The sequence below is a fragment of the Gammaproteobacteria bacterium genome (assembly GCA_019748175.1).
In the GTDB taxonomy this organism is placed as follows: domain Bacteria; phylum Pseudomonadota; class Gammaproteobacteria; order JAIEPX01; family JAIEPX01; genus JAIEPX01.
Genome location: JAIEPX010000003.1, coordinates 26,123 through 48,936, shown reverse-complemented (window position 1 = coordinate 48,936; position 22,814 = coordinate 26,123). Strand labels below are relative to the sequence as shown.

The window sequence follows — 22,814 nt, the reverse complement described above, 5'->3', positions numbered from 1 at the left end:
AATGTTCCTTCCATAGTGCAAGTATAGTTCATTAGTTGAAAATCTGCTTATTCATTGACACGAGAATTGAACTGCATTGTAGGATTTGCTGATACTACCAGATCTTGTTGCAGTATGATTTTATTACCCAGCAATCTTAAATCTAAACAGATATTTAATTGTTCTTCGGGCGTAATGGTGTCGCGTTCAAATGCTTGATAGGAGCCTATTCGTGTTACCATTCGTAAAGGTGATAGCAGGGGTAAAATACAACCTAGCTGCTTTAATCCTTCAGCCAAGTTGTTGAGGAATGGAGAAGAGGCTGGATGTTGTATACTAAGAATTCCAATCTCACAGTTCGAGCAAACATAGCGCGGCGAATGAATATCAAGGACGACACCGTAGAGTTTGCATCCAGTCGTGAATTGAGGGTGAGCAATTAGTTGTCTAATCAGATAATCTAATACTTGTTTTTGTTCTAATGCGGCGGCTAGTGATTGCTCTCCATGATGAAACAGGGCTTCGAAAGATCTTTTTTCCAATCTTGTTTCGTCTACAATTTCTTCAGATGGCTTATGTTTTCTTTCGCTGATATCTTTTTTAGATAATTCTTCACCTCTTTTTGTCCTTGCCTGCACTGATTGTCGTATTTCATCTGTATTGAAAGTTTGTTCCGCATCCCCTTTAGTAATGTGGTGTTCAGCGCTAAGACTTACATCCGGATCAAGCGTAATGGTGATGCAATCGCGCACATTGTGAGATTGAGATAAATGCTTTCGGGTTGACACGATAAAAGTAAAGCTAACAGTGACTGGATTACCCTCTTCTTCTTTCTCTAGGTTCTCTTCATCTAATTTAATTTTTTTTCTGCTTCTTAGGATGCTTGATGAAAATTTGTTCTGGAGCATAAGGCGCATTTGCTGCTCATGACTTTCAATGAAGAGTGTATTGTGGGCCGAAGAAGCCCCGAAACATATTTTCATATCTTTAAGCCAGTGTGTATTTTGCTTTCTGTCGAGAAAAGGAGAAGTTAATCTTCTCTTCAACAATTCAATCAGAACAGAAGATGATTTCCACGCTTCAGCACATTGTAGAGCAAGTTCAACGGTTCCCTTGTCCAAGTCAGGACTGAGCAAAAGGATTTGCAATATTTCAAGATTTCTTGAGAGAACGGCCCACGTCAAGGCGGTGTGGTTATTAGATTCATTTTTGGCATTAACATCACCTTTAAACCTCAATAGCAATTTAACAAGTCGAACAATTCCCGCACGTACCGCTAGGTGTAATGCGTGATCACCTTGATCCATAATAGCAGCAGCATTTTCGAGTAATAATTTAGCTATCAGGAGACAGCCTAAACTGCACTCTCGAGATTTTAGGCATTCATCAAGTAAGCAAAATAAAGCGGGTCGACCCTCTTGATTGAGTGCATTAACAATGGCGCCCTTTTCTAATAATAACTCAACAACCCTCGGTTTTTTGAAAGCTACTGCCGATTGTAATAAGGTTTGACCATGTATTAGCGCCGTCATTAAAGCTGCATTTTGATTAATACAGAAATTCAAGCCCATAATATTTTCAGAAGAAATTGCTTGAATAATCTGCCAATCATCCAGCTTCATTGTTAATTGGCCATCTGCTGCGGGATCATCGTCAACTTTAGCCTTTTTTGCGGGCGAAGGAGCGCCAATGGTTGATAGTGAAGGCAAAGATGATCCCCCGTCTTCAGCTAGTTTTGCGTTAGTGGATTCTGCTGCAATAGGTGGGTTAGGTTTGGCTTTTTTAGGTGCTGGTTGTTTTGCAGCAGACTCAGTCGGAATCCCTGAGCTCTTAGGGTCTTTTAGCTTTTCTACTACTTTTTGGTTACCATTAGCTTCAGCAATATCTAAAGGAGATTTATTTTGATCATTCAGTATACCCGTATCAAACTTAGGATTTCTTTGCAATAACATGCCTACAATTTTATCTGTTGTAGATGCGGCTAAATGCACTAAGGTAACCCCATGCTCGTTGGCAAAATAAGGGCTCACTCCAGCATTGAGATGGGTTTCCAAAGCATTGATTGAACTTGCTATTGAGCTTTCATCATTGGTCTTTAGAATTGCACATATGCAAATCGTACACTGCAATCCATAAGTCTTATTTGATTTAAGATAATCAGGAAGAGGTGACACAGCAACATTCTTCTCCCCTATACTACGAGAAAATACTTCGCTGTGAAATAATTCGCATTCTATGAGTGTAACATTAGGGGAATCAAGAGCATTTTTTTTCTTTTTAGGTGCTGATAGTATGTTATGAAAGTCAACAATGCTAGCTCTGCATTTAGCTATGTACTTCTTATATTCAGAAACTTTCGTCTTATGCTCCGCAAATGGAGCAGTTGCTTGTTGTCCCTTCCCAAAATCGGTTTTTGTTTTGTGAACGCCAGGATCTTCAGGAAATTGTCCATCTAAACACACAAATTTCGAAAGTGTTCCATTATGTCGAAGCGCTATAGCAAATTGTTTCAAAGAAGATTGAGCAGCTATGTTGTGGCTTACATCAAGTGCTAGTAAAGAAGAATTCTCTTTCAGAGCATCAGCTAGCTGAATTACACCTGAATTTGTAATATCAACGCTTCTCATAATCAAACAATGTAAAATTGTGCTTGATTTCAAATATTTGGCAAGCTCACCAGCGCTATCGTCACCAAGCCTATTTTTTGTGACATCAAGGTAACGAATGTTAGAATGTTTGGCGATCTCATTTAGAAATAAAGCCATACTTTTGTCGTCGAGGTTGTTGCCCGCCAAAGATAAATCTCTCACTGGTGGGTTGCGATTGAGTGCCTCACAAATTACCGGTACTAATTGGGGTGTGATTGCTGCTTCGCTTAAGTCAAGTTTTGTTTCAGACAGCATTTTTAATTCAAGCAATTGCCTCAGCTTAATATTACGATTTCTGACACGCACAAACTCGGGGTCTTTCTCATAATTTCGCGTGATAATTTCTGTTGTAAAAAGATCTGTCGAATCTCGGAACCACTCGAATAGACCATGAACGGATGAAACCTCCAGCTTCTCCACCTTTGATTGACTGATGCAGCGGATAATTTGGTCTTTAGTTGGATTGGTATCGTAAAGAACTAAGTGGGTAATATGCGGAAACTTGATACAGCCATCAACCAAATAATCTAACCATTCTTTTGAATCCCGAGTTCCTGAAAAATTGACTGATACTACATGAGTTGCTCTAGCTAAAGTGTCACATAAAGAGCGCACCCCAACAGGAGTTAAAAAATTATTAGTAGCACTGAGTCTTTTTAAGTCAGACCGATGTTCTATATAATTACATAAAATTGGAAGGCAGATGTCATTGAGATAGAGACCATCAAAATTAAGCTCCTTTAAGGGAGCCAAGGGCGGATCTTCATCACTTTGGCCCTCTTGAATAATTCTTAGCATTAGCTGATTGCGCATTCGTAAGCAATCGAATTTATATTGGAATGCTCGTAATTCCGTCTCTTTTTTTGCCTGTTTAGTTTCTTCTTGGCGAGAATAGTCTGGATAATGTTCCCCCCATGGTTGAGTTTGAGGTTGCTGAGCCGGGGCTTCAATAAGTGTTACTTTCGCACTTGGGAACGCATCAGATTGCATTAGTCGTTCGAATAATTTCTCACAATCAACTTGAGTACCAATAAGAAATAAATCCGATAGATCCTCTAACGAAATTAACAACTTTTCAAGATCGTCATAGTTGGGCTTTTCCTTTGAATGAGAAAGATCAATACGAGATAGCTTGGTTTCTGTAAGCAAACCTTTCGTAAGTTTTGTAAACCCGTTTACTGTCAAAATATTACGTTGGAGAAGGAGTTGTTCGACTTCCGGGTGGGCTTGAACATAGTCACATACTATGGGAATGCATATGTCACTAAATTGAAGAGAATTAAAATTTAAAATTGGTATCACTTCCTCAGATATTTTTAATTTTCGCATCAGATGGTTTCTCTTATTTATTGCATTTAATAGTTGTTGAATATCTTCTCTTCCCGATCTCTCCTGGTAACTAAGAGAAGAAGAGTTGTAATCCACGTAAAATATAAACCGAGATGTAGGGAATGATGATGAGGCGCTAATCCTCTGAAATAGATTTTCAGCTTTGAAGAGAGTATTGTTTAAGTCTATTTTTTCAATACACGGATGATCAAAAAAATGCTCAAATTCATTTAAAATATCATCAGATAAGGTGGACCGGGGAAGTTTTAACACCTTTAGCTTAGGCAGTTTTGAAACGGCTTCTATATCACCTATTGTGAATGTCATATTACCAAACTCGACTTCAGACAACGATTCAATCGCACACATTGGTTGAATAATCGTTAATATCCCCCCAGGAGGTAAGTCTATATGGCTCAATGAAAATTGAGTTAGCTTTGTACATTTACGGAGCTCTTCAGCGAAGGCTCTTGCTCTATCAACACCTAGTTTTATATGGGAAAAATTAAGAGAAGTCAGATTTTTTAGTTGATTAACCGTTTTCAATATATTTGCCCAATTTTTGAAATCAGTATCACAGTAACTAAATGACACTGAGGTAGTTTCCGCATTTCTTGAAAATACTTTACTTAAGTATCTGATGTCTGACTCGTCTAACAAATAGAAAGGTGGGCTTTTCTCGCCATAACCAACTTTCTGAGAAAATGAAAAATAGTTGTTTTCTTTATTAATTCTGCAGTAAGTATTGCGCTCGTTTAATTTTTTTAATTTCTCTTCGATTACTTTTTTATTTTGAACTGAGACATCAATTGTTGTGTTTGTGAAGATAAGTGTTAGCCAATTAAAGAACTCATTTTCTTGGGTGGAAGATAATGATGCGAACCAACAAGACACCACATTAAATGATTTATGATGTTCAATCAATAATTCTAATTCCTCTTTGTGTGTAATCCACGAGGAAAAATCTTTAAATTCTAATGTACATTTTATTCGTGATTCAGAGGAATAATCAGAAGCATTAACCTTTGAAATGGAAAGAGAAAGTCCTCCTATGGAAATAGTAACATTTATCGTATTCCCAATAGTTAATTTAGTTAATAAAGCCTTGATTAGTTTTGAATTTTGATTATTATCAGAGCTAATAATCGATTTAATTTTGTATTCCCCTGATAAAATAATATCTACTAATTGAGATTCTAGATTTTCAGATAGTTCGCAGTTTTTAAATTGTATCGTCTTTAAAGGGTGATTTTCACAATATGCCGTAAGAATATTGATTACAGAGTGCTGTTGATCTTCTTTTATATCTACAAAGATAAATTCGTCAATTTCATGCTGTCCCGCTTGATATTGTTTTCTTTTTTGTAGCTCCTCAAGAGGGAGAGAAAGTAGGGCCGTTTGATCTAGAGAGGCGCCATTTGATTTTTTTACTGATAATTTCCCTTTCATGCATAATCTCCTTTAGTGCAAACATTAGTAATCCATATTTTAGTGGATCAATTTTGTCTCTTGCTCAGCATCTTCATAGTGCTATTTAGTAGTTGTTCACTGAAAAGTATATCTGATTCATAGAGGTGGTTCAATTTATACTTAACCTGTATATTGAGAGAAGTTAATGCTTGTGCTTATTAAGCATTATTATTATCCTAATAGTAATTAAGATGAGATTTAAATGGAGTAATAGATGGAACTAAAAGAGATTGACGAGATACCAGAAGATTACCAATGTTCTATTTCGGGGCAGATCATGTTTGACCCGGTTGTAGTAGTTGAAAGCGGCCATTCCTACGAGCGCGTGTCTATCTTGACTTGGTTTGAGACGCACAACACTGATCCGCAAAGTCGCACACACTTAACGTCAAAGGCCATTATAGATAATCACACGCTCAGACGTATTATTTCTCAATATTTGGGAAAAAATCCACAGCTGTATGAAGATGAGGGTGCTGTATATCTGCCGAAACAGATGAAGTTAGATGTTATAAATGCCGTAACAAAGTCTGATATCCAATCTTTCAGAGATTGTATATTCAAACATCCAGGTTTGCTCTACGCCCCTTTGAATGATCAAAATCAAACATTACTAGACCTAGTATTGGAAATGAATCAGCAGATGTTTTTAGAAAAATTTTTACTGAAGCTTATATCTTTGCGCGGAAAACAAGGGCTTGAAAAAATATCAAAATACCAAGATCGGTATGTTTTATTTTGTCGCTCTTTGGTTATGTCAACAGACCAAGATGCTAATAAGGCACTAGAATTATTATTGTCACATCTAAAACAAGAAGACCTGGATAAGGCTGACGAAAAGGGCTTTTCCATGGTTCATTATGCTGCAATGACTGGAAATTTACCAAAGTTACAAATGCTAATCGACCGAGGTGCGGATCCATTAAGGCTGGTTATTTCTCGCGATGACAGTGAGGATGAGAATGGATTAAATCCTTTTATGATTGTATGTGCTAAAGGGTACTTAGATATAGTCACGTTTCATCTATCTTTATCTCATAAACCAAATTTATCTGCTACTACTACTTACAATGGTAAAGATATTAAAGAGGTTTCGGCACCTTATTATTTTTCTGCCAATTGCACAGCAGCTCAAATGGCTGCATTTAATGGTCATAAGGCTGTGTTACAACGATTAATTGATTGTGATTCGAAGGTTTTATCTCAAACCTCTAAGGATGAGGATGAAGCTACCTTAACACTGCTTGATTTTGCCATTATTGGTGAGCAATATGAAACAGTAGAATTTTTGTTATCATTGAAAGCCTTTACAGAGTGCGAAGCATTCGATAAACAAAAATCTTTTGTTCGAGCTCTTCAGCGTTGTCATAAGGAAATCTTATTGTTGTTATGGGAGTTTGGATTTAGGCCCCCCGAAGCAAAAAATATGCTTCATGACACTTTAAAATTTTTATCATATGATATCGATTCGGCAAGAGAAGATGAAAAAAAGCATAAAGCACAAAATTTCTCAAACGTTTTTCAATCTTTAATAAAATGCGGCGCTGATTTAGAAGCACGAATAGATGGGGATCACATTATACATATTGCGGCAAGAAATGGCCTGACGGCAATTGTTATTTTTCTTTTAAAGGCCGGTGTTAAAGCTGATATCGAAAATGAAGAAGGTGAGACAATTCTACAAATTGCGGTGGAAAATGATGATGAGGGATCGCTGTTTGATGAATTGCTCCGTTATTCTGTTAACGTGCATTGTGTAGATAGTCATGGTAATACTTTATTGCATTTGGCGAGAAGACAAGAGACTATTTCAGCTCTGCTTTCAAGGGGCCTAGACCCAAATCTATTAAACCATAAAAAACAAACCCCGTTAGTTCACCAACTTCAAAAGAGAAGATTTTCTTGTGCTCAATTTTTGGTCGAAAGTAATGCGGATCTTTCTCCGAGGGATGAGGATAGTAAATCAGCTTTGTTTTATGTTTGTGAAAGATCTTTCTTGGGGGGTGATGATAATCTTCGAGCTGGCTGTTTGCGGGCGATGTTAGCTAGGCAGCTAGATCTAAAGGTAACTGATAAAGAGGGTAATACTCCTCTACATTGTGGTCTCGATATATCGATCATTAGGCCAATCGTTGAACATCTTAGAGGAAATTTATGGCCTGAGGCTGAGATAGCTGCTTATTTGAGCGCTCAGAATAGTGCAGGAGACACGGTTCTAATGAAAGTGTGTCAACAATCCTGGTCGGGCTCTACAACAGCAACATTCTTAGTAGAGAACGGCGCGGATCCAAAATTGCTTAACAAAGCAGGTGAGCAGGCGATTCATGTTTTATTTGGCAACTTGGGCCATGGCGATAGTCTAAAGTGCAAATTAGAGTTCGCTGAGTTTTTGCTTAAACGAGGTGTCGATATTAACGCTGCTATTAGCGGAGATGGGAATCAACCGTTACATTTGGCAGTTATCAGAAATTCCGAAGATGCTGTGAGATGGCTATTGGATCATGGGGCCTCTAAAGTGGGGCTTTGTAAAGTGCAAAAGAATCTCCATAAATCAGCTGTAGAACTTACTTTGAAGCATAGCAGAAAATCATTGCTCACTGCCTTTCTTGATTCAGGCTATGATGTTAATTACAAAAATTCTAGGCATTCATATGCGCTTATTCATTGGGCTGCTCATTATAATTCCAAGGACGACATTTTCGATTTGTTACTTAATCGAAAAGCGAATATCGAATTAGTAGATGATTGGGGATTTACCCCGCTACTCCGTGCGGCTATTAATGGCTCTCTTTTAGCCTTTAACTATTTAATAAACAAGGGAGCATCTATAACGAAGGTGACCTTGCAGAAGAAGAATATTCTGCATTTGATCGCAGAGGATGGGCAGCTGGGGCTATTGGAACCTCTAAAGTCTTATAATGTCACAGATTTGCTTGAGGCTAAAGATGACGCTGGTTTAACGCCCATTTGTTGCGCGGCCAAGAAAAAACATTTGCCCATTTTGAAATCCTTAGTAACTGATTTTAAGGCCTCTCTTTGTGTTAAAAAGGCGGAAGATGACACAGTTTTAAAATATGCTATTGATTCGGGTGATGATGAAATATGCAACTATTTATTGGATCAAAAAAGTCTATCGGATGATATATCAAATAAGCTAAGCGAGCTATTATTTCAAGCAATTCAATCAGGTGTGAGTGATTCAGTGTGCGAACGTATTGCAACCCTGGGTGTGGATTTTGATGCAAAATCAGATGATGAGGAAGATTCCTTGTTAATGGCTGCGGCGAAAAATGGTAAGCTGAAATTCATGCGTTTCCTTATGGAGCGAGGTGCTAAATTAAATGAGACTATTGAAGAAAATATCTATGCAAGATCTCAAATTAATCATCGTCAAAGAGGAAGAGTGGTTCGCAAACCCATTGGCAAGATATATGTCACTGCGCTCTATGCGTTGATTAAAGATCTTGAAGATGATGTTAATCAAGACACTGAGCTTTATAAAACTATAGAGCAGTTCGTTAAGCGCGGTGCTGATCTCACAGTGAGTAATAGCGTAGAGTGTAAATGTCACCTATTAGCGATTGCAGTGGAGCGAGAAGCTCTCACATTAGTGAAATTATTGCTTAGTTGTGGTGTCGATCTAAAAGCCATTGATAAAGAATGGTCGCTGTTGCAGTATCCTGCTCAATCAGGAAATCTCGAATTAGCGAAGTTATTAGTGGAACACGGAGCAGAATTTCACTCTGATAACGAGTCAAATCCAATAGTTGTTGCTGCAGCGTGTGGGCATCGAGCTTTTGTTGAATTTTTTGTGTCAAAATGGCCAACCTGTGTTACATTTCAAGGAAAATGTCAGCCGCAGTCTACAGGAAATTATCTCAAATTAGTTGAAGAAGAAGTAGATGAGGATGATGAAATAGATGTGATTAAGCATAGTAAAATCTCTGCATTACACGCCGCCATTTTAGAAGATCATCCTGATCTTATACCATTATTGATTAAAAGTGGTGTTCCTGTTGATATTATGTGTGTAAATTTGACGCCTATACAATTGGCCGTGATTTTAAATAGACGTTCTTCTGTTTCAGCTTTACTGATTCATCAACCCAATTTATTTGTTCTCAAAGAAGCATCAAGCACGTTGCTTCACTTATTGGTGGAGTATTCGGATGTTGAAACGATTAAGCAATTTGATAATAACGTTTTACTGAAATGGTTAGAAATAGCTGATGCATCCGGGGATAAACCACTGCATTTCGCTGTAAAAGAAAATAAAGAAGAAATAATAAGATTTTTAGTCGGGGTACGTGCAAATGTAAATACCCCTGGCCACAAAAATAAAACAGCTTTGCATCATGCGGTTCTATTAGGCAGGGAAAATCTTGTTACATTACTTCTTGAAAACGGTGCAGACGTAAGACTATTAGATTCAGATGGCCGCTGTGCATTGCATTACGCAAATACCCGATCTATCGCTCATGCATTGTTGAATCATTCTGATGAAAATCAATGTGTCAATCTACAAGATACTCAAGGTAATACCCCGCTTCATCTATCACGGTCTTTGGAGGTATCGAGTCTATTGCTTGAGCACGGTGCTGATTCTTCAATTGAAAACAAAAAGGGCGAAAATTGTTTATTTACATTAATCTCCGATTCTAATAGATCAAAAGATAGGTTGAAACTTGCTGAAGAAATTAATGCTCAGACTGAAGAAAGCTTGGTTGATTCTTTTGATAATTCAGGTCGAGCGCTTATTCATGTTGTTTGTAGAAATAATGATTTAGAAGCGCTTGAGTGGTTAGGCGATAAAGATGCAGATGTGGATTTGCAAACCCGAGATGAAGAGGGTGAAACTCCTTTAACAATAGCAGCGGCCGGTGGTTTTGATAAATTAATAGAGTGTTTGATACGATTAGGCGCTGGTGTAGATATACCACGTAAAAAACACTTGCTGACTCCATTAACACAATCTATATGGTGTGGTAATTATCCCAATACAGTACGCTTATTGCTAAGTCATGGCGCAGATCCTGGTATTGATAAGGAGCAGGCCGCATTATTTTATACAATTTTCTTTTCAAAAGTGGATTTATTTAGAGTGTTTCAAGATTCAAATATAGATCTGTTTACGACAACTCCATCAGGCAAAACGATCTTGCATCACATAGCTGCGTGTGACTCTACCGGGATTTTCAATTGCCTGACTTCTGAACAGATTTCTAGGTTATATCTATCGGATAATGGAGGCAATACTCCGCTTCACGTTGCCTTAGAGGGCAATAAAGAGAAGATATGCGGGTTATTACTTTCCTTAGGTATTCGAAATGCACAAACAAATAAAAAAGGAGAAACGATACTACATGCAGCCATTAAGGGAAAAGTATCTACATCGTTGATCGATACAGTAATTAAGTCTGGTGTGGTTGTTAATGCTCAGGATATCAAGGGTAATACAGCGTTAATGCAGTGCGCTATCAATCAAGATTTTGTACGATTACGACAATTAATCGAAGCGGGTTGTTCAGTCGAGACTACGAATAGATTGGGAGAGAGTGCTTTAGTATTGCTCTGTGAGCACGTAAACGAGAACACTAAGGATGATTCTGATCTCTATTCCGCTATTGCTTTTATATTGAAAACAGGAAAAAGTTCCGTTGTGGACCATAAGAAATGTTTGCGGATGGTTGTTGCAAAAAACAGTATCGTTGTCACACAGTTGTTTGAAAAAGCAGGGTTGAAAATATCAGAAATAGATTCAGAATTGTCATTAATTGCAGCTAAGAGCTCACCAGAGCAAATAGTAAATTGTAGTATGTTAGCCTATTTAATACAGCAAGGAGCAAATGTTAAGCATGCCGATTTCCCATTAGCTGCTGCTATTGGTTCATATTTGCGAGAAAATTCCAGTTTTTATATAATTTGTATGTTGATAGAAAATGATGCTGATGTTAATCAGAGTTTAAATGAAGGCGGTAAAACAAGGTCGTTACTGAATGCCCTGTGTAATATTGGAGAAAATGATAACAAAATCGCAGAGGAACGAGTTTATATCTTGGTTAAATTTTTGCTTGATAAGGGTGCTGATGTCAATTTTCTCGACGAATCTGCGAATTCTTCGTTGCATTTAGCTGCAATGTGCAACTTTACTAAAATTGTAGAGTTGTTAGTAGATCGAGGTGCTAATCCACGACTAGAAAATAATAAAGGGTATACTCCGATGAAGGCCGCCCGAAAAGCAGGGCATGACCCTAATTATATTCATACCTATATTTATGAGCGAGAGCAAAAACAAAAAAAAGAATTTGCCGAATTGCAAGCTGAAGTTTCTAATTTAAGGAAACAAAATGAAGTACTTAAGAGTAGCTTCGCTGTTTATCGTCGTACCACTGAAAGAGAATTCGAAAAAATAGCCGAGCATACTAAACAATATAATCCACGATTTAGACATAATATCCCTTCTGTAACAGCTATGGATGAGGAAGTTACTTCGCAACAATTGGAGTATAAATAGAGCGCTGCTATAGACTTAAGATTAGGAGGTTAGATTATGCAGAAATCATGGGATGACCGACTCAAGGATGCAAGACGAGATAGAGAAGAAGTGGAAGATACCACGAAGGGGTGTTATGTAGAGTTTTTGATGCGAAAATTTTTTATTTCAGAAGAAGTTATTCCTGAGCGGTGTAAAATATATTTTAAAGGCAAAGTTAAATCCTACAATTTTAAAGATGTTGATTTAAATGATCTAGTCGTGAAAGAAGTGTTTCGAAGGCGGGTTAATTACAAGGCTGTATCTGCATCCAAAATAGATATGGGAAATATTGTCTTTCGTATCGAGGCATTGTGGTTAATTTTGGGGCATGATCATTCTGCCTATAGAGGATTGTCTCATAGTATATATAGTCATGCATTGCTTGCGGCGGTTGCTTCATTGTTTACGGCATTGAGTGAACATAAAGCTTTTTCCGACATTTTGACTGAGCATTTTCAAAAAGCTTTTAGGAAAAAGGCTTTCCATTTTCATTTTTCATTTCGTAAACGATTCAGGAATGCTGTTGATTTAGAAACATTAAAAATTTTAGCGACACATATTTACGAGCATTGTCGTTTGGAGTTAGCCGATTTTTGTGCGTGTGAACCTTTATCTTCCGCTGTTTCTGAAGATCAACTATACACAGTAGAGTTTAAAAGCTTATTAATAAGATGTCTTGATGCTCATGCTGTGTATTACGAGGCTAATCAAACTTTATTGGATAATTTGCCTAAAGATTCAGAGCAACTTAAGCAAATTATTGCGTTAGTTAATGAAGACGCACAGATTTTTTGTTCCCCAAAAGAGGGTGTTAAAACACAACAAGCCATCGTTGGGAATGCGGTAGGATTATTGGTCGCCAATATGAGTGCGAGTGTTATGTCTTTGCGTAAAGGGCGTACATATTCGGAACAAAAGTTAACCGAAAGGCAAATTGCTGAAATTCAAGAAGAGTTTGGATGTTATGTTCAGAAAGGTTGCGCTTTTCGGCATAACGAACTGTCATTTATGAGTATTATTGTGTATTTTAATATATCTATGGGGCGATCTTCGATTCCAAAGAATGTTCCAAAAGCAATTGAACCATCAAAAAATAAATCTTCACAATCAAGAGTTAAGAAGCGGCCAATAAAATATGATCGTAAAACAGTGCAATATCGCCAAAATTTATGGGGAATAATGGATGACGGTTTGTTGGCGGGTTTAAGTCAAAATTTATCTTGCCATATTTTAGATCCCTCTGGTGGTAAAATAAAAACAGATGTTATGTTGAATTCTGCAACGCCACAATTTTCGTATTTCCAGCACGCGACTGGAAATATTCCCACACTAGTTTTAAAAACTCGTTACATGGTGATTGTGGTTTTTCAATATTTGCATTTAATTGACTTGGATCCTTCTCGATGTGAGCCAGAAAAAATTATGCGTTTACCTGAAGGCGGTGGTATGGCGATTGTAGAGCTTGATGAAAATTGCTTTGCAGTGGGTTCAGGCAGTGGTCAAGTCACCATTCATGATAGTGAATCAGCTCAAATTCTGAAAGTATTTCCGGTTGATAATAAATTGCATCAAGGTGCTAGGGCGATTAGTCAGATGGTTAAGCTATCAAACAATCGATTAGCCTGTGGTTATAATGGCGGTCAAGTATATATTTGGGATATAAAAACCAGTCAACTCGAGGCGGTTTTACATCCTTCAGATGAAATGGCAGTCCTTATTTACGATAGAAAAAGCGGTCGGCGCGAAGAAATTACATATCCTTCACTTGAAAAGGCTGTCTTTCCTGCTTATGCAGCCGATACTGTAGTCATGTTACGTCCTCCTAAACAAACACCAGGTGTGTGGAGAGGCGGTAGGCCACAAGGCACCGCTTCATCATTACTGGTGAGCAAGGATGGAAATCTTTTTGTTGGATATGGTGATAAATCCATTGCACTTTGGGATATTAAAACCTTTCAAGTAATTAAAACGTATGTTGGTCATGACGAATGGCCTCATGCTCTGATGACATTACCTAACGGACAGTTAGTGAGTACTGGATCCGATAAAACAGTGCGAGTATGGAATAGGGACGGCTGTACAAAAAAGCTAACACTTACCCACTCAGGATTTTTTGCAAAAATAGTGGGTAACAAAGTTATTGTGGCTGATCATCACACATCAACAGAGTTAGATCTTCAGGAGTTAACAGACTCTTCACAAGAGCTTAGATGATTTACAATTCATGTGAGGATTTACTATGACAACGAGTCAACAAACTGTGGATTATATTCTTGAGCAAATTGCCGATGCTGGAAAAGTCGCAGCTAAAAAAATGTTTGGAGGATATTGTGTTTATTGCGATGGAAAAGTTGTAGCTTTAGTTTGTGATGACGAGCTCTACGTAAAAATAACGTCAGCGGGTAATAAATATCTCGGAAAATGTCCTGAGAAACCTCCTTACCTAGGAGCAAAACCATATTTTTTTATTTCAGGTGATCAATGGGAAGATGGGGAGTGGTTGTCTCAGCTAATTAAGATTACCGCCGGCGAACTTCCGTTGCCTAAGAAAAAATAGATTCCGTCTATTACAAATTATGACTCAGAACAAATCTGGCTAAATCCCAGGCCTTTTTTGCGAATTCCTTCGATGATGCGCGGAAGGGCGGCGACAGTTTGTTCACGTTTGTTAAAGCCATCGTGTAGTAAAATAACCTGTTTTGAGTAACTGTTTTTGAGAACCCAGTCGACAATTTTGTCTACACCGGGACGGTCGTAGTCGAAGGAATTGAATCCCATTGAAGTCGGTGTCATGTCGTGTTCGCGAATAACATCACGTACATGGCTGTTGGAAGCTCCGTAAGGATAGCGTAGGCATAATGGATATTTGCCAATAATGTTATGGATAATAATTTTCGGTGTTTCAACTTCATTGGCGAGTTGCGCGTTATTTATTTTAGTAAGATTGGGATGAGTCAGAGAGTGAGAGTTAATGGCATGTCCGGCCGCTAGTATTTCTTTAACAACGTCAGGGTGAGCTTTGGCATTCATTCCGACCATAAAAAAAGTGGCTTTGACGTCGTATTTTTTAAGAATCTCCAAAATTTGTCGAGTGTAAACTGGGTGTGGGCCATCATCAAAAGTGAGGGCTACTGTGCCTTTGAGAGCAGTATTGCGAACATTTCTGTGGTCAGCTTGCGCCTGAAAGGTAAATAAGCAAAGAACTAATAAGCATAAAACTCGATTAAACATTTTAAATCCTTTAAAAAGTTACATACTGAACGGCAATCAACACAAGCTGAGTCTATAGAAAACATAGCTCTTTAGCCCAGTTTGTCAAGTTGGTGATTCTCAAATTAGGAGTGCACTCCTGATATTTAGCTCTTGAATACAATATTCAGGCTAAGACTTGCTACAAGGGCCTATTCAGGTGAGAATAGCTGCTTTAGAACAGCCCCAGGAGCCCAGTAATGACGAGCCGTCACGTGTTAGCCAATGCCATCCGCGCCTTAAGTATGGACGCGGTACAAAAAGCCAATTCAGGGCATCCGGGCATGCCGATGGGAATGGCGGAGATTGCTGAAGTGCTTTGGAATGATTTTTTGCAGCATAATCCCAATAATCCGCAGTGGTTTAATCGTGATCGTTTTGTGCTTTCAAACGGGCATGGCGCGATGCTGCAATATTCATTGCTTCATTTAACAGGTTATCCGCTTTCTATCGATGATATTAAGAATTTTCGCCAATGGCATTCAAAAACACCGGGGCATCCTGAATTTGGTGACACACCGGGTGTTGAAACAACAACCGGTCCTTTAGGGCAGGGTTTGGCTAATGGTGTAGGTATGGCGATAGCAGAAAAAACATTAGTGGCACAATTTAATCGACCTGGTCATACTATTGTTGACCACATGACCTATGTTTTTGCTGGTGATGGTTGTTTGATGGAAGGTGTTTCTCACGAAGCGTGTTCGTTAGCGGGAACCTTCGGTCTTGGAAAATTAATTGTCTTTTATGATGACAACGGAATTTCGATTGATGGAAAAGTAGGTGGTTGGTTCACAGATAATACACCTCAACGTTTTGAAGCGTATAATTGGCATGTGATTCCAAAAGTCGACGGACATGATAGTGATGCTATCAAAGCTGCTATTTTACAAGCCAAAGCAGTGACGGATAAACCGACATTAATTTGTTGTCAAACCGTGATTGGGCATGGTGCGCCCAATTTAGCAGGAAGCCACAAGGTTCATGGTTCTCCACTGGGTGAAGATGAAATCACCGCAGTGCGAGAAAATATTGGTTGGCATTATCCGCCCTTTGAGATTCCTGACGAAATATATGCGGCGTGGGATTCGCGAAAAAAAGGACAAGCGCTCGAGCAAACATGGAATGAAAAATTCAAATCGTATCAAAAAGAATTTCCTGAATTAGCCGATGAATTTCTGCGACGCATCAATAAGAAATTGCCAAAAAATTGGCCAGAAATAGCAATTCAATTTCGAGATGAATGTCAAAAATCCTCAGGCAATATTGCAACTCGCACGGCATCTAAAAATTGTTTAGATGCATTTGCGCCGCATTTTCCCGAATTATTAGGGGGTTCTGCAGATTTAACCGGATCAAATTTAACGTGGTGGTCAGGATCAGAGGATCTTCGAAAAACGGAAAGTCGCGGAAATTATTTACATTACGGTGTGCGCGAATTTGGAATGGCTGCCATTATGAATGGTTTGGCGCAACATGGTGGATTTATTCCTTACGGCGGAACATTTTTAGTGTTTATTGATTACGCAAGAAATGCCGCACGATTATCGGCCTTGATGAAATCGCACGTAATTTATGTGTTAAGTCATGATTCGATTGGGTTGGGAGAAGATGGCCCAACACATCAACCTATCGAACATGCGAGTATGTTGAGAATGACACCGGGAATGTCTGTGTGGCGTCCGTGTGACGCAGTTGAAACTGCAGTAGCTTGGCAAGATGCACTTGAGCATCAAGGCCCTACCAGTTTATTACTGAGTCGACAAAATCTTCCATTACAACCACGAAATGCAGAAACGCTCGATAATATTCGCCGTGGTGGTTACATTTTGAGAGATTGCGATGGAGCGCCTGATGCCATTATTATTGCGACAGGATCTGAAGTCAGCATTGCTATGAGTGCAGCAGAAGAATTAAAAAATACGTACAAAGTGCGCGTTGTATCGATGCCTTCAATAAATGTTTTTCAAGCGCAGGATTCTGCGTACCGTGAAATGATTTTACCGCGCGCAGTTACTGCTCGAGTAGCAATTGAGGCAGGTTCAACAGCATTATGGTATGAATTTGTTGGCAGTTACGGAAAAGTCATTGGCATCGATCGATTTGGTGCATCTGCGCCGTATCAAGAAGTGTATGAAAAATTAGGTTTAACGAAATCTGCTGTTACCAATGCAGTGAAAGAATGTTTATCAGAAAGTAGTTCCCGTTTAAATGGGAAACCACTTCCCGTTTATTTATGAGCAAAAAAGGAGAGTGATATGGCAATTAAGGTAGCGATTAATGGCTTTGGCCGAATTGGACGAAATATTTTACGTGCGGTTTACGAATATAATCGTGATGATATTCAGATCGTGGCTATCAATGATTTGTCTGATATCAAAATATTAGCGCATCTTCTAAAATATGATAGCACGCACGGTAAGTTTTCAGGTGATGTCGGCTACAATGGAAATTTCTTGGAAATCAACGGACATAAAATTGCAGTATCGGCCGAACGGGATCCGAGCAAATTACCTTGGGGAAAATTAGGTGTTGATGTAGTGCACGAATGTACGGGAATTTATACAAGCAAAGAAAAAGCACAGGGTCATATTGTAGCTGGTGCCAAGACAGTCATTATTTCTGCACCAGCGGGTGCCGATGTTGATGCAACCATTGTATATGGTGTGAATCACAACACGCTTACAGCAAAAGATACGATTATTTCAAACGCTTCGTGCACAACAAACTGTTTGGTGCCTTTAGTGAAACCATTGCATGAAAAAATTGGTGTTGTTAACGGTTTGATGACGACCATTCATGCTTATACAAATGATCAAAATATTCTTGATGCACCACACAGTGATTTGCATCGTGCGCGTGCTGCTGCGCTATCGATGATCCCAACAAAAACAGGTGCAGCTGCAGCAATAGGCTTAGTGATGCCAGAATTATCAGGACGTCTTGATGGTTTTGCAATTAGAGTGCCGATTGCCAACGTGTCTATTGTCGATTTAACATTTACCTCTGCTCGTGATACATCCGTTGAAGAAGTAAATGCTATTCTAAAACACGCGTCTGAAAATGAATTGAAAAATATTCTCTCTTACAGTGAATTACCTCTTGTATCTATTGATTTTAATCACAATCCTGCATCGTCAATTTTTGATGCCGGATTAACGAGAGTGAATAACAACATCGTGAAAGTGTGCGCTTGGTATGATAACGAATGGGGTTTTGCGAATCGAATGTTAGATACCACAGTTGCTTTTATGTCTGCAAAAAATGTTGCTGAGGTTGCGCATGCTTGAAATGAATGATTTAGATCTCGCGGGTAAGCGAGTGCTTATTCGCGAAGATTTAAATGTGCCCATGCAGGATGGGAAAATCACCAGTGATGCACGTATTGTTGCTGCTTTGCCTACGATTCGTGATGCACTAAAACAAAAAGCAAAAATTCTACTCATGTCACATTTGGGAAGACCTGCTGAGGGTAAAATAGATACGAAATTTTCTTTGGCGCCTGTAGCGCAAAGATTAAGTGAATTATTGAATCAACCCGTTCGACTTATTACAGATTGGGGTGAGGCCAATAAACTTCAGGATGGGGATATAGCATTGCTAGAAAATGTGCGTTTCAATGTTGGAGAAGAAAAAAACGATAATGATTTATCAAAACGTTTAGCGGCTTTATGCGATATTTTTGTGATGGATGCTTTTGCAACTGCGCATCGCGCACAAGCTTCGACAGTCGGCGTGGCGAAATTTGCGCCTATTGCATGTGCAGGACCCTTATTAAAAGAAGAATTAACCGCTCTAAAAAAAGCTATCGCACAACCAAAGCACCCGTTGTTAGCGATTGTGGGCGGGGCAAAAGTTTCTTCAAAATTGACGGTGCTTAACGCATTAGTCGAAAAAGTAGATCAACTGATTCTGGGCGGAGGTATTGCAAACACATTTTTAGCGGCGGCTGGGTTTCCCATTGGACAATCATTACATGAACCAGAGTTAATTGCGGAAGCTGCTGCGCTGATGAAAAAAACAAATATTCCATTACCCACTGATGTTATAGTTGCAAAAGAATTTTCATCGACTGCAGAGCCAACGTTAAAAAAAATAGCAGAAGTTTCTTCAGATGACATGATATTGGATATAGGGCCAGAAACAGCTGCGGCTTATTCTGTATTAATTAATAAAGCAGCAACTATAGTGTGGAATGGGCCCGTAGGTGTGTTTGAATGGCCTGCATTTGCAAACGGAACACAACAAATTGCGACGGCGATTGCACAAAGCCAAGCTTTTTCTCTTGCTGGTGGTGGCGACACTATTTCAGCGATTGAACATTTTGGTCTGGTGAATCAAATTTCTTATATTTCCACCGGAGGTGGAGCATTTTTAGAATTTTTAGAAGGTAAAACTTTACCTGGAGTATTAGCTTTGGAGGAGCGATGTTAAGAAGGACAAAAATTGTTGCAACATTAGGGCCCGCAACCGATAACATAGAGAATCTTAAAAAAATTATCATAGCAGGGGTGGATATCGTCCGTGTTAATTTTTCTCATGGTTCTAGAGAAGAACATGAAGCGCGCATTAACATGGTACGACAGTGTGCCAAAGAACATGAACGAGTTGTTGGAATTCTAGCAGATTTGCAAGGCCCAAAAATTCGGGTGGCGCGTTTTGTTGAAGGGTCAGTGGATTTAGAAGTGGGAGAATCTTTTTGTTTAGATGCAGATTTGCCTAAAGAAGCAGGTAATAATCACGCAGTGGGCATTGACTATAAAGATTTGCCAAAAGATGTGCGTTCTGGTGATACGTTGTTACTTGATGACGGTCGTATTGTGATGCTGGTTGAATCCGTTGAGGGAAATAAAATTCATTGTGAAGTTCTCAGCGGTGGGAAATTATCTAATAATAAAGGTATTAATCGACTGGGTGGAGGATTGTCTGCCGGTGCGCTCACCGATAAAGATCGCAAAGATTTGCAGTTGGCAGCTGATTTAGATGTGGATTATGTAGCGATTTCCTTTCCTCGCAGTGCAAAAGATATGCTCGAGGCAAAAGAATTACTTGAAAAAGCGGGTGCTAACAATATTGGGACAGTCGCAAAAATAGAACGTACGGAAGCGGTGACTAATATCGATGAAATTATTTTAGCCTCTGATGCTGTGATGGTGGCTCGAGGTGATCTAGCGGTTGAAATCGGAGACGCAGAAGTTCCTGCGGTACAAAAACATATTATTCGCAGAGCGCGATTTCATAATCGTCCTGTCATTACTGCGACGCAAATGATGGAATCTATGATAGAAAGTTCTGTGCCTACACGTGCGGAAGTTTCAGATGTGGCTAATGCTGTGCTCGACGGTACAGATGCTGTGATGCTTTCTGCAGAAACTGCTGTGGGTAAACATCCGGAATTAGTCGTTGCTGCAGTAGCGCGCGCTTGTTTGGGCGTGGAAAAACATCCTATTGCTACCAAAGGTAGCTCAGCACCTGAGAACAATTTTACTCGCGTCGATGAAGCTATTGCTGTCGCATCAATGTATACAGCCAATCATTTGAATATTGTGGCTATCATTGCATTGACTGAATCAGGCGCTACTCCGTTGTGGATGTCGCGTATTCGAACAAATATTCCCGTTTTTGGTTTGAGTCGATTGCAAAAAACACGTGCAAAAATGAGTTTGTTTAGAGGTGTTTATCCTTTAGAGTTTGATGTGACAGTGCTGAATCGTGATGAAGTCAATCGAAGTGCGGTTGCTGAATTAGAAAAACGAGGTTTTGTTAAAAAAGGTGATTTGGTGATTATCACAAAAGGCGATCATATGGGCATTTTAGGTGGCACTAATGCGCTAAAAATTGTTCAAGTTGGAGAGGTGATTTAAATGTCGATGTGGGAACAAATTTTATTGCTTTTGGGTTCCTTTGGGCTCATTTGGTTAACGTATTATCAAGTCAAACGTATGCCTCGTGAAATATTTAGTTCAGCAGCCATTCATAAGAGTATTTATGTGCTGGGAATTATCACTTTAAGTCTGATTATTTTTATTTGGCTTTTAGTTAAATTGCTAAAAATGTAATAACGTAAGTATTTAGAGAAAGAAATTATGAGTGAATCAAAAATAATTCGTTTAGAGAAAAAATTATTACATTATACCGGTAAAGCCATTGCGGATTATAATATGATACAGCGTGGTGATAAGGTAATGGTGTGTCTGTCGGGCGGAAAAGACTCGTATACTTTATTGAAAATCTTAAATCAACTTCGTATCAATTCTCAAAATAAATTCAGTATTTTTGCTTTTACTTTGGATCAGTCGCAGCCGGGTTGGGATGATAGTGGATTGCGAGCATGGCTAAAAGAGACTGGAGTTCAATATGAGATCATGAGTCAAGATACCTATTCTATTGTGAAAGAAAAAGTAGAAGAGGGTAAAACATACTGCGGATTATGTTCTCGATTACGTCGTGGCATTATTTATCGTTATGCCAGTGAACATGGGTTTACAAAAATAGCTTTAGGGCATCATCGAGATGATATGATTGAAACTTTATTAATGTCGATATTGTATAACGGTGAAGTGCGTTCAATGCCACCGAAATTACTTTCTGATGATAAGCGGCATATTCTTATTCGACCCATGGCATATTGTCAGGAACGAGATATAGCCGCATACGCGAAACTTCTTCAATTTCCGATTATTCCGTGTAATTTGTGTGGTAGCCAAGATAATTTAAAGCGGGTTCTTGTAAAAAAATTAATTGCTGAATTAGGGCAGGAAAATCGTAACGTGCCCAGTAATATTTTACATGCATTACAAGCCATTCGCCCAAGTCAGTTGATGGATAAAAAAATGTGGAATTTTATCGATTTAGAAAAAGAGCGAGATGAAGCTGCCGCTGGCGCAACAGAGGTAAACCAGGAATCAAGCGAAGAAGTAGACATATTTTAGATAGCTAGTTAGGTTGAAGTTCTGTAAAATGCCTCCCCTAATCAGAGATATTATTATGAACAAACCGCATTATAACCAAGCGACGTTTTTGCTGAGTGCACCTTCAATGGCTGAATTGCCTTCAGATACGGGCATTGAAGTCGCATTCATAGGCCGTTCGAACGCAGGCAAATCAAGTGCCATGAATACCATTACGGGTATTAAGGGTCTGGCACGCACCAGTAAAACGCCCGGTCGAACCCAAACAATGAATCTCTTCGGTCTTGATGAGAAGCGGCGACTAGTGGACTTGCCCGGCTATGGCTATGCCAAAGTACCATTGGCTGTTAAGCAACGTTGGCAAAAAGTGTTGCATGAATATTTAGAGCGGCGAGTTTCGTTGGCAGGTTTGGTTTTAGTCATGGATATCCGACATCCTCTTAAAGAGACCGATCAGCAATATATCGAGTGGGCAACAATTGCAGAAGTGCCGGTTCATATTTTACTCACCAAATCGGATAAATTAAGTCGTGGTGCTGCGCTAGATACTTTGCAGCAAGTAAGAAATGCACTACAGCGTTATGGTGAATTAGTAAGCACTCAATTATTTTCTGCTCATGATCGAACTGGTCTTGATGAAGCAATTTTGCAGTTAGATAATTGGTTCATGCAAGAATCTCCCCTAGGATAATAATC

12 protein-coding genes are annotated in these 22,814 nt (G+C 39.0%); 10 read left to right on the top strand and 2 right to left on the bottom strand.

What is annotated here, in order from left to right:
- Nucleotides 1-47: 47 nt before the first annotated feature.
- On the bottom strand, nucleotides 48-5,405 hold the full coding sequence (locus K2X50_01370) for an ankyrin repeat domain-containing protein (protein MBX9585884.1): 5,358 nt from the start codon (nucleotides 5,403-5,405) through the stop codon (nucleotides 48-50).
- A 235-nt stretch (nucleotides 5,406-5,640) separates the two neighbouring features.
- Between K2X50_01370 and K2X50_01365 the strand changes: the two genes are divergently transcribed.
- Genes K2X50_01365 through K2X50_01355 form a run of 3 tightly spaced genes read left to right on the top strand, consistent with a single transcriptional unit; the run spans nucleotide 5,641 to nucleotide 14,518 of the window.
- A complete protein-coding gene (locus K2X50_01365) occupies nucleotides 5,641-11,940 on the top strand; it encodes an ankyrin repeat domain-containing protein (GenBank protein ID MBX9585883.1) in 6,300 nt (2,099 codons plus the stop codon).
- A gap of 36 nt (nucleotides 11,941-11,976) precedes the next feature.
- Nucleotides 11,977-14,175 carry a hypothetical protein gene (locus K2X50_01360; GenBank protein MBX9585882.1) on the top strand — a complete coding sequence of 733 codons (2,199 nt, stop codon included), beginning with the start codon at nucleotides 11,977-11,979 and terminating at the stop codon, nucleotides 14,173-14,175.
- A gap of 25 nt (nucleotides 14,176-14,200) precedes the next feature.
- Nucleotides 14,201-14,518 (top strand): TfoX/Sxy family protein, encoded by a 318-nt coding sequence (locus K2X50_01355; protein ID MBX9585881.1) that lies wholly within the window; start codon nucleotides 14,201-14,203, stop codon nucleotides 14,516-14,518.
- A gap of 17 nt (nucleotides 14,519-14,535) precedes the next feature.
- Here K2X50_01355 and K2X50_01350 read toward each other — a convergent pair whose 3' ends face one another.
- Nucleotides 14,536-15,192, bottom strand: a complete 657-nt coding sequence (locus tag K2X50_01350; protein ID MBX9585880.1) for a polysaccharide deacetylase family protein — start codon at nucleotides 15,190-15,192, stop codon at nucleotides 14,536-14,538.
- A gap of 218 nt (nucleotides 15,193-15,410) precedes the next feature.
- Between K2X50_01350 and tkt the strand changes: the two genes are divergently transcribed.
- Genes tkt through yihA form a run of 7 tightly spaced genes read left to right on the top strand, consistent with a single transcriptional unit; the run spans nucleotide 15,411 to nucleotide 22,809 of the window.
- A complete protein-coding gene (gene tkt / locus K2X50_01345) occupies nucleotides 15,411-17,447 on the top strand; it encodes a transketolase (protein ID MBX9585879.1) in 2,037 nt (678 codons plus the stop codon).
- A gap of 18 nt (nucleotides 17,448-17,465) precedes the next feature.
- Nucleotides 17,466-18,497, top strand: coding sequence for a type I glyceraldehyde-3-phosphate dehydrogenase (gap, locus tag K2X50_01340; protein MBX9585878.1), 1,032 nt, complete (start codon nucleotides 17,466-17,468; stop codon nucleotides 18,495-18,497).
- A complete protein-coding gene (locus K2X50_01335) occupies nucleotides 18,484-19,641 on the top strand; it encodes a phosphoglycerate kinase (GenBank protein MBX9585877.1) in 1,158 nt (385 codons plus the stop codon). The genes gap and K2X50_01335 overlap by 14 nt, the downstream gene beginning before the upstream one ends.
- Nucleotides 19,635-21,071: a pyruvate kinase gene (pyk, locus tag K2X50_01330; protein ID MBX9585876.1), complete on the top strand. Its 1,437-nt coding sequence runs from the start codon at nucleotides 19,635-19,637 to the stop codon at nucleotides 21,069-21,071. The genes K2X50_01335 and pyk overlap by 7 nt, the downstream gene beginning before the upstream one ends.
- Nucleotides 21,072-21,266, top strand: a complete 195-nt coding sequence (locus K2X50_01325; GenBank protein ID MBX9585875.1) for a hypothetical protein — start codon at nucleotides 21,072-21,074, stop codon at nucleotides 21,264-21,266.
- Nucleotides 21,267-21,293: 27 nt separating this feature from the next.
- Nucleotides 21,294-22,139, top strand: coding sequence for a tRNA 2-thiocytidine(32) synthetase TtcA (gene ttcA, locus K2X50_01320; GenBank protein MBX9585874.1), 846 nt, complete (start codon nucleotides 21,294-21,296; stop codon nucleotides 22,137-22,139).
- A gap of 55 nt (nucleotides 22,140-22,194) precedes the next feature.
- Nucleotides 22,195-22,809, top strand: a complete 615-nt coding sequence (gene yihA, locus K2X50_01315) for a ribosome biogenesis GTP-binding protein YihA/YsxC (GenBank protein MBX9585873.1) — start codon at nucleotides 22,195-22,197, stop codon at nucleotides 22,807-22,809.
- Nucleotides 22,810-22,814 lie beyond the last annotated feature (5 nt).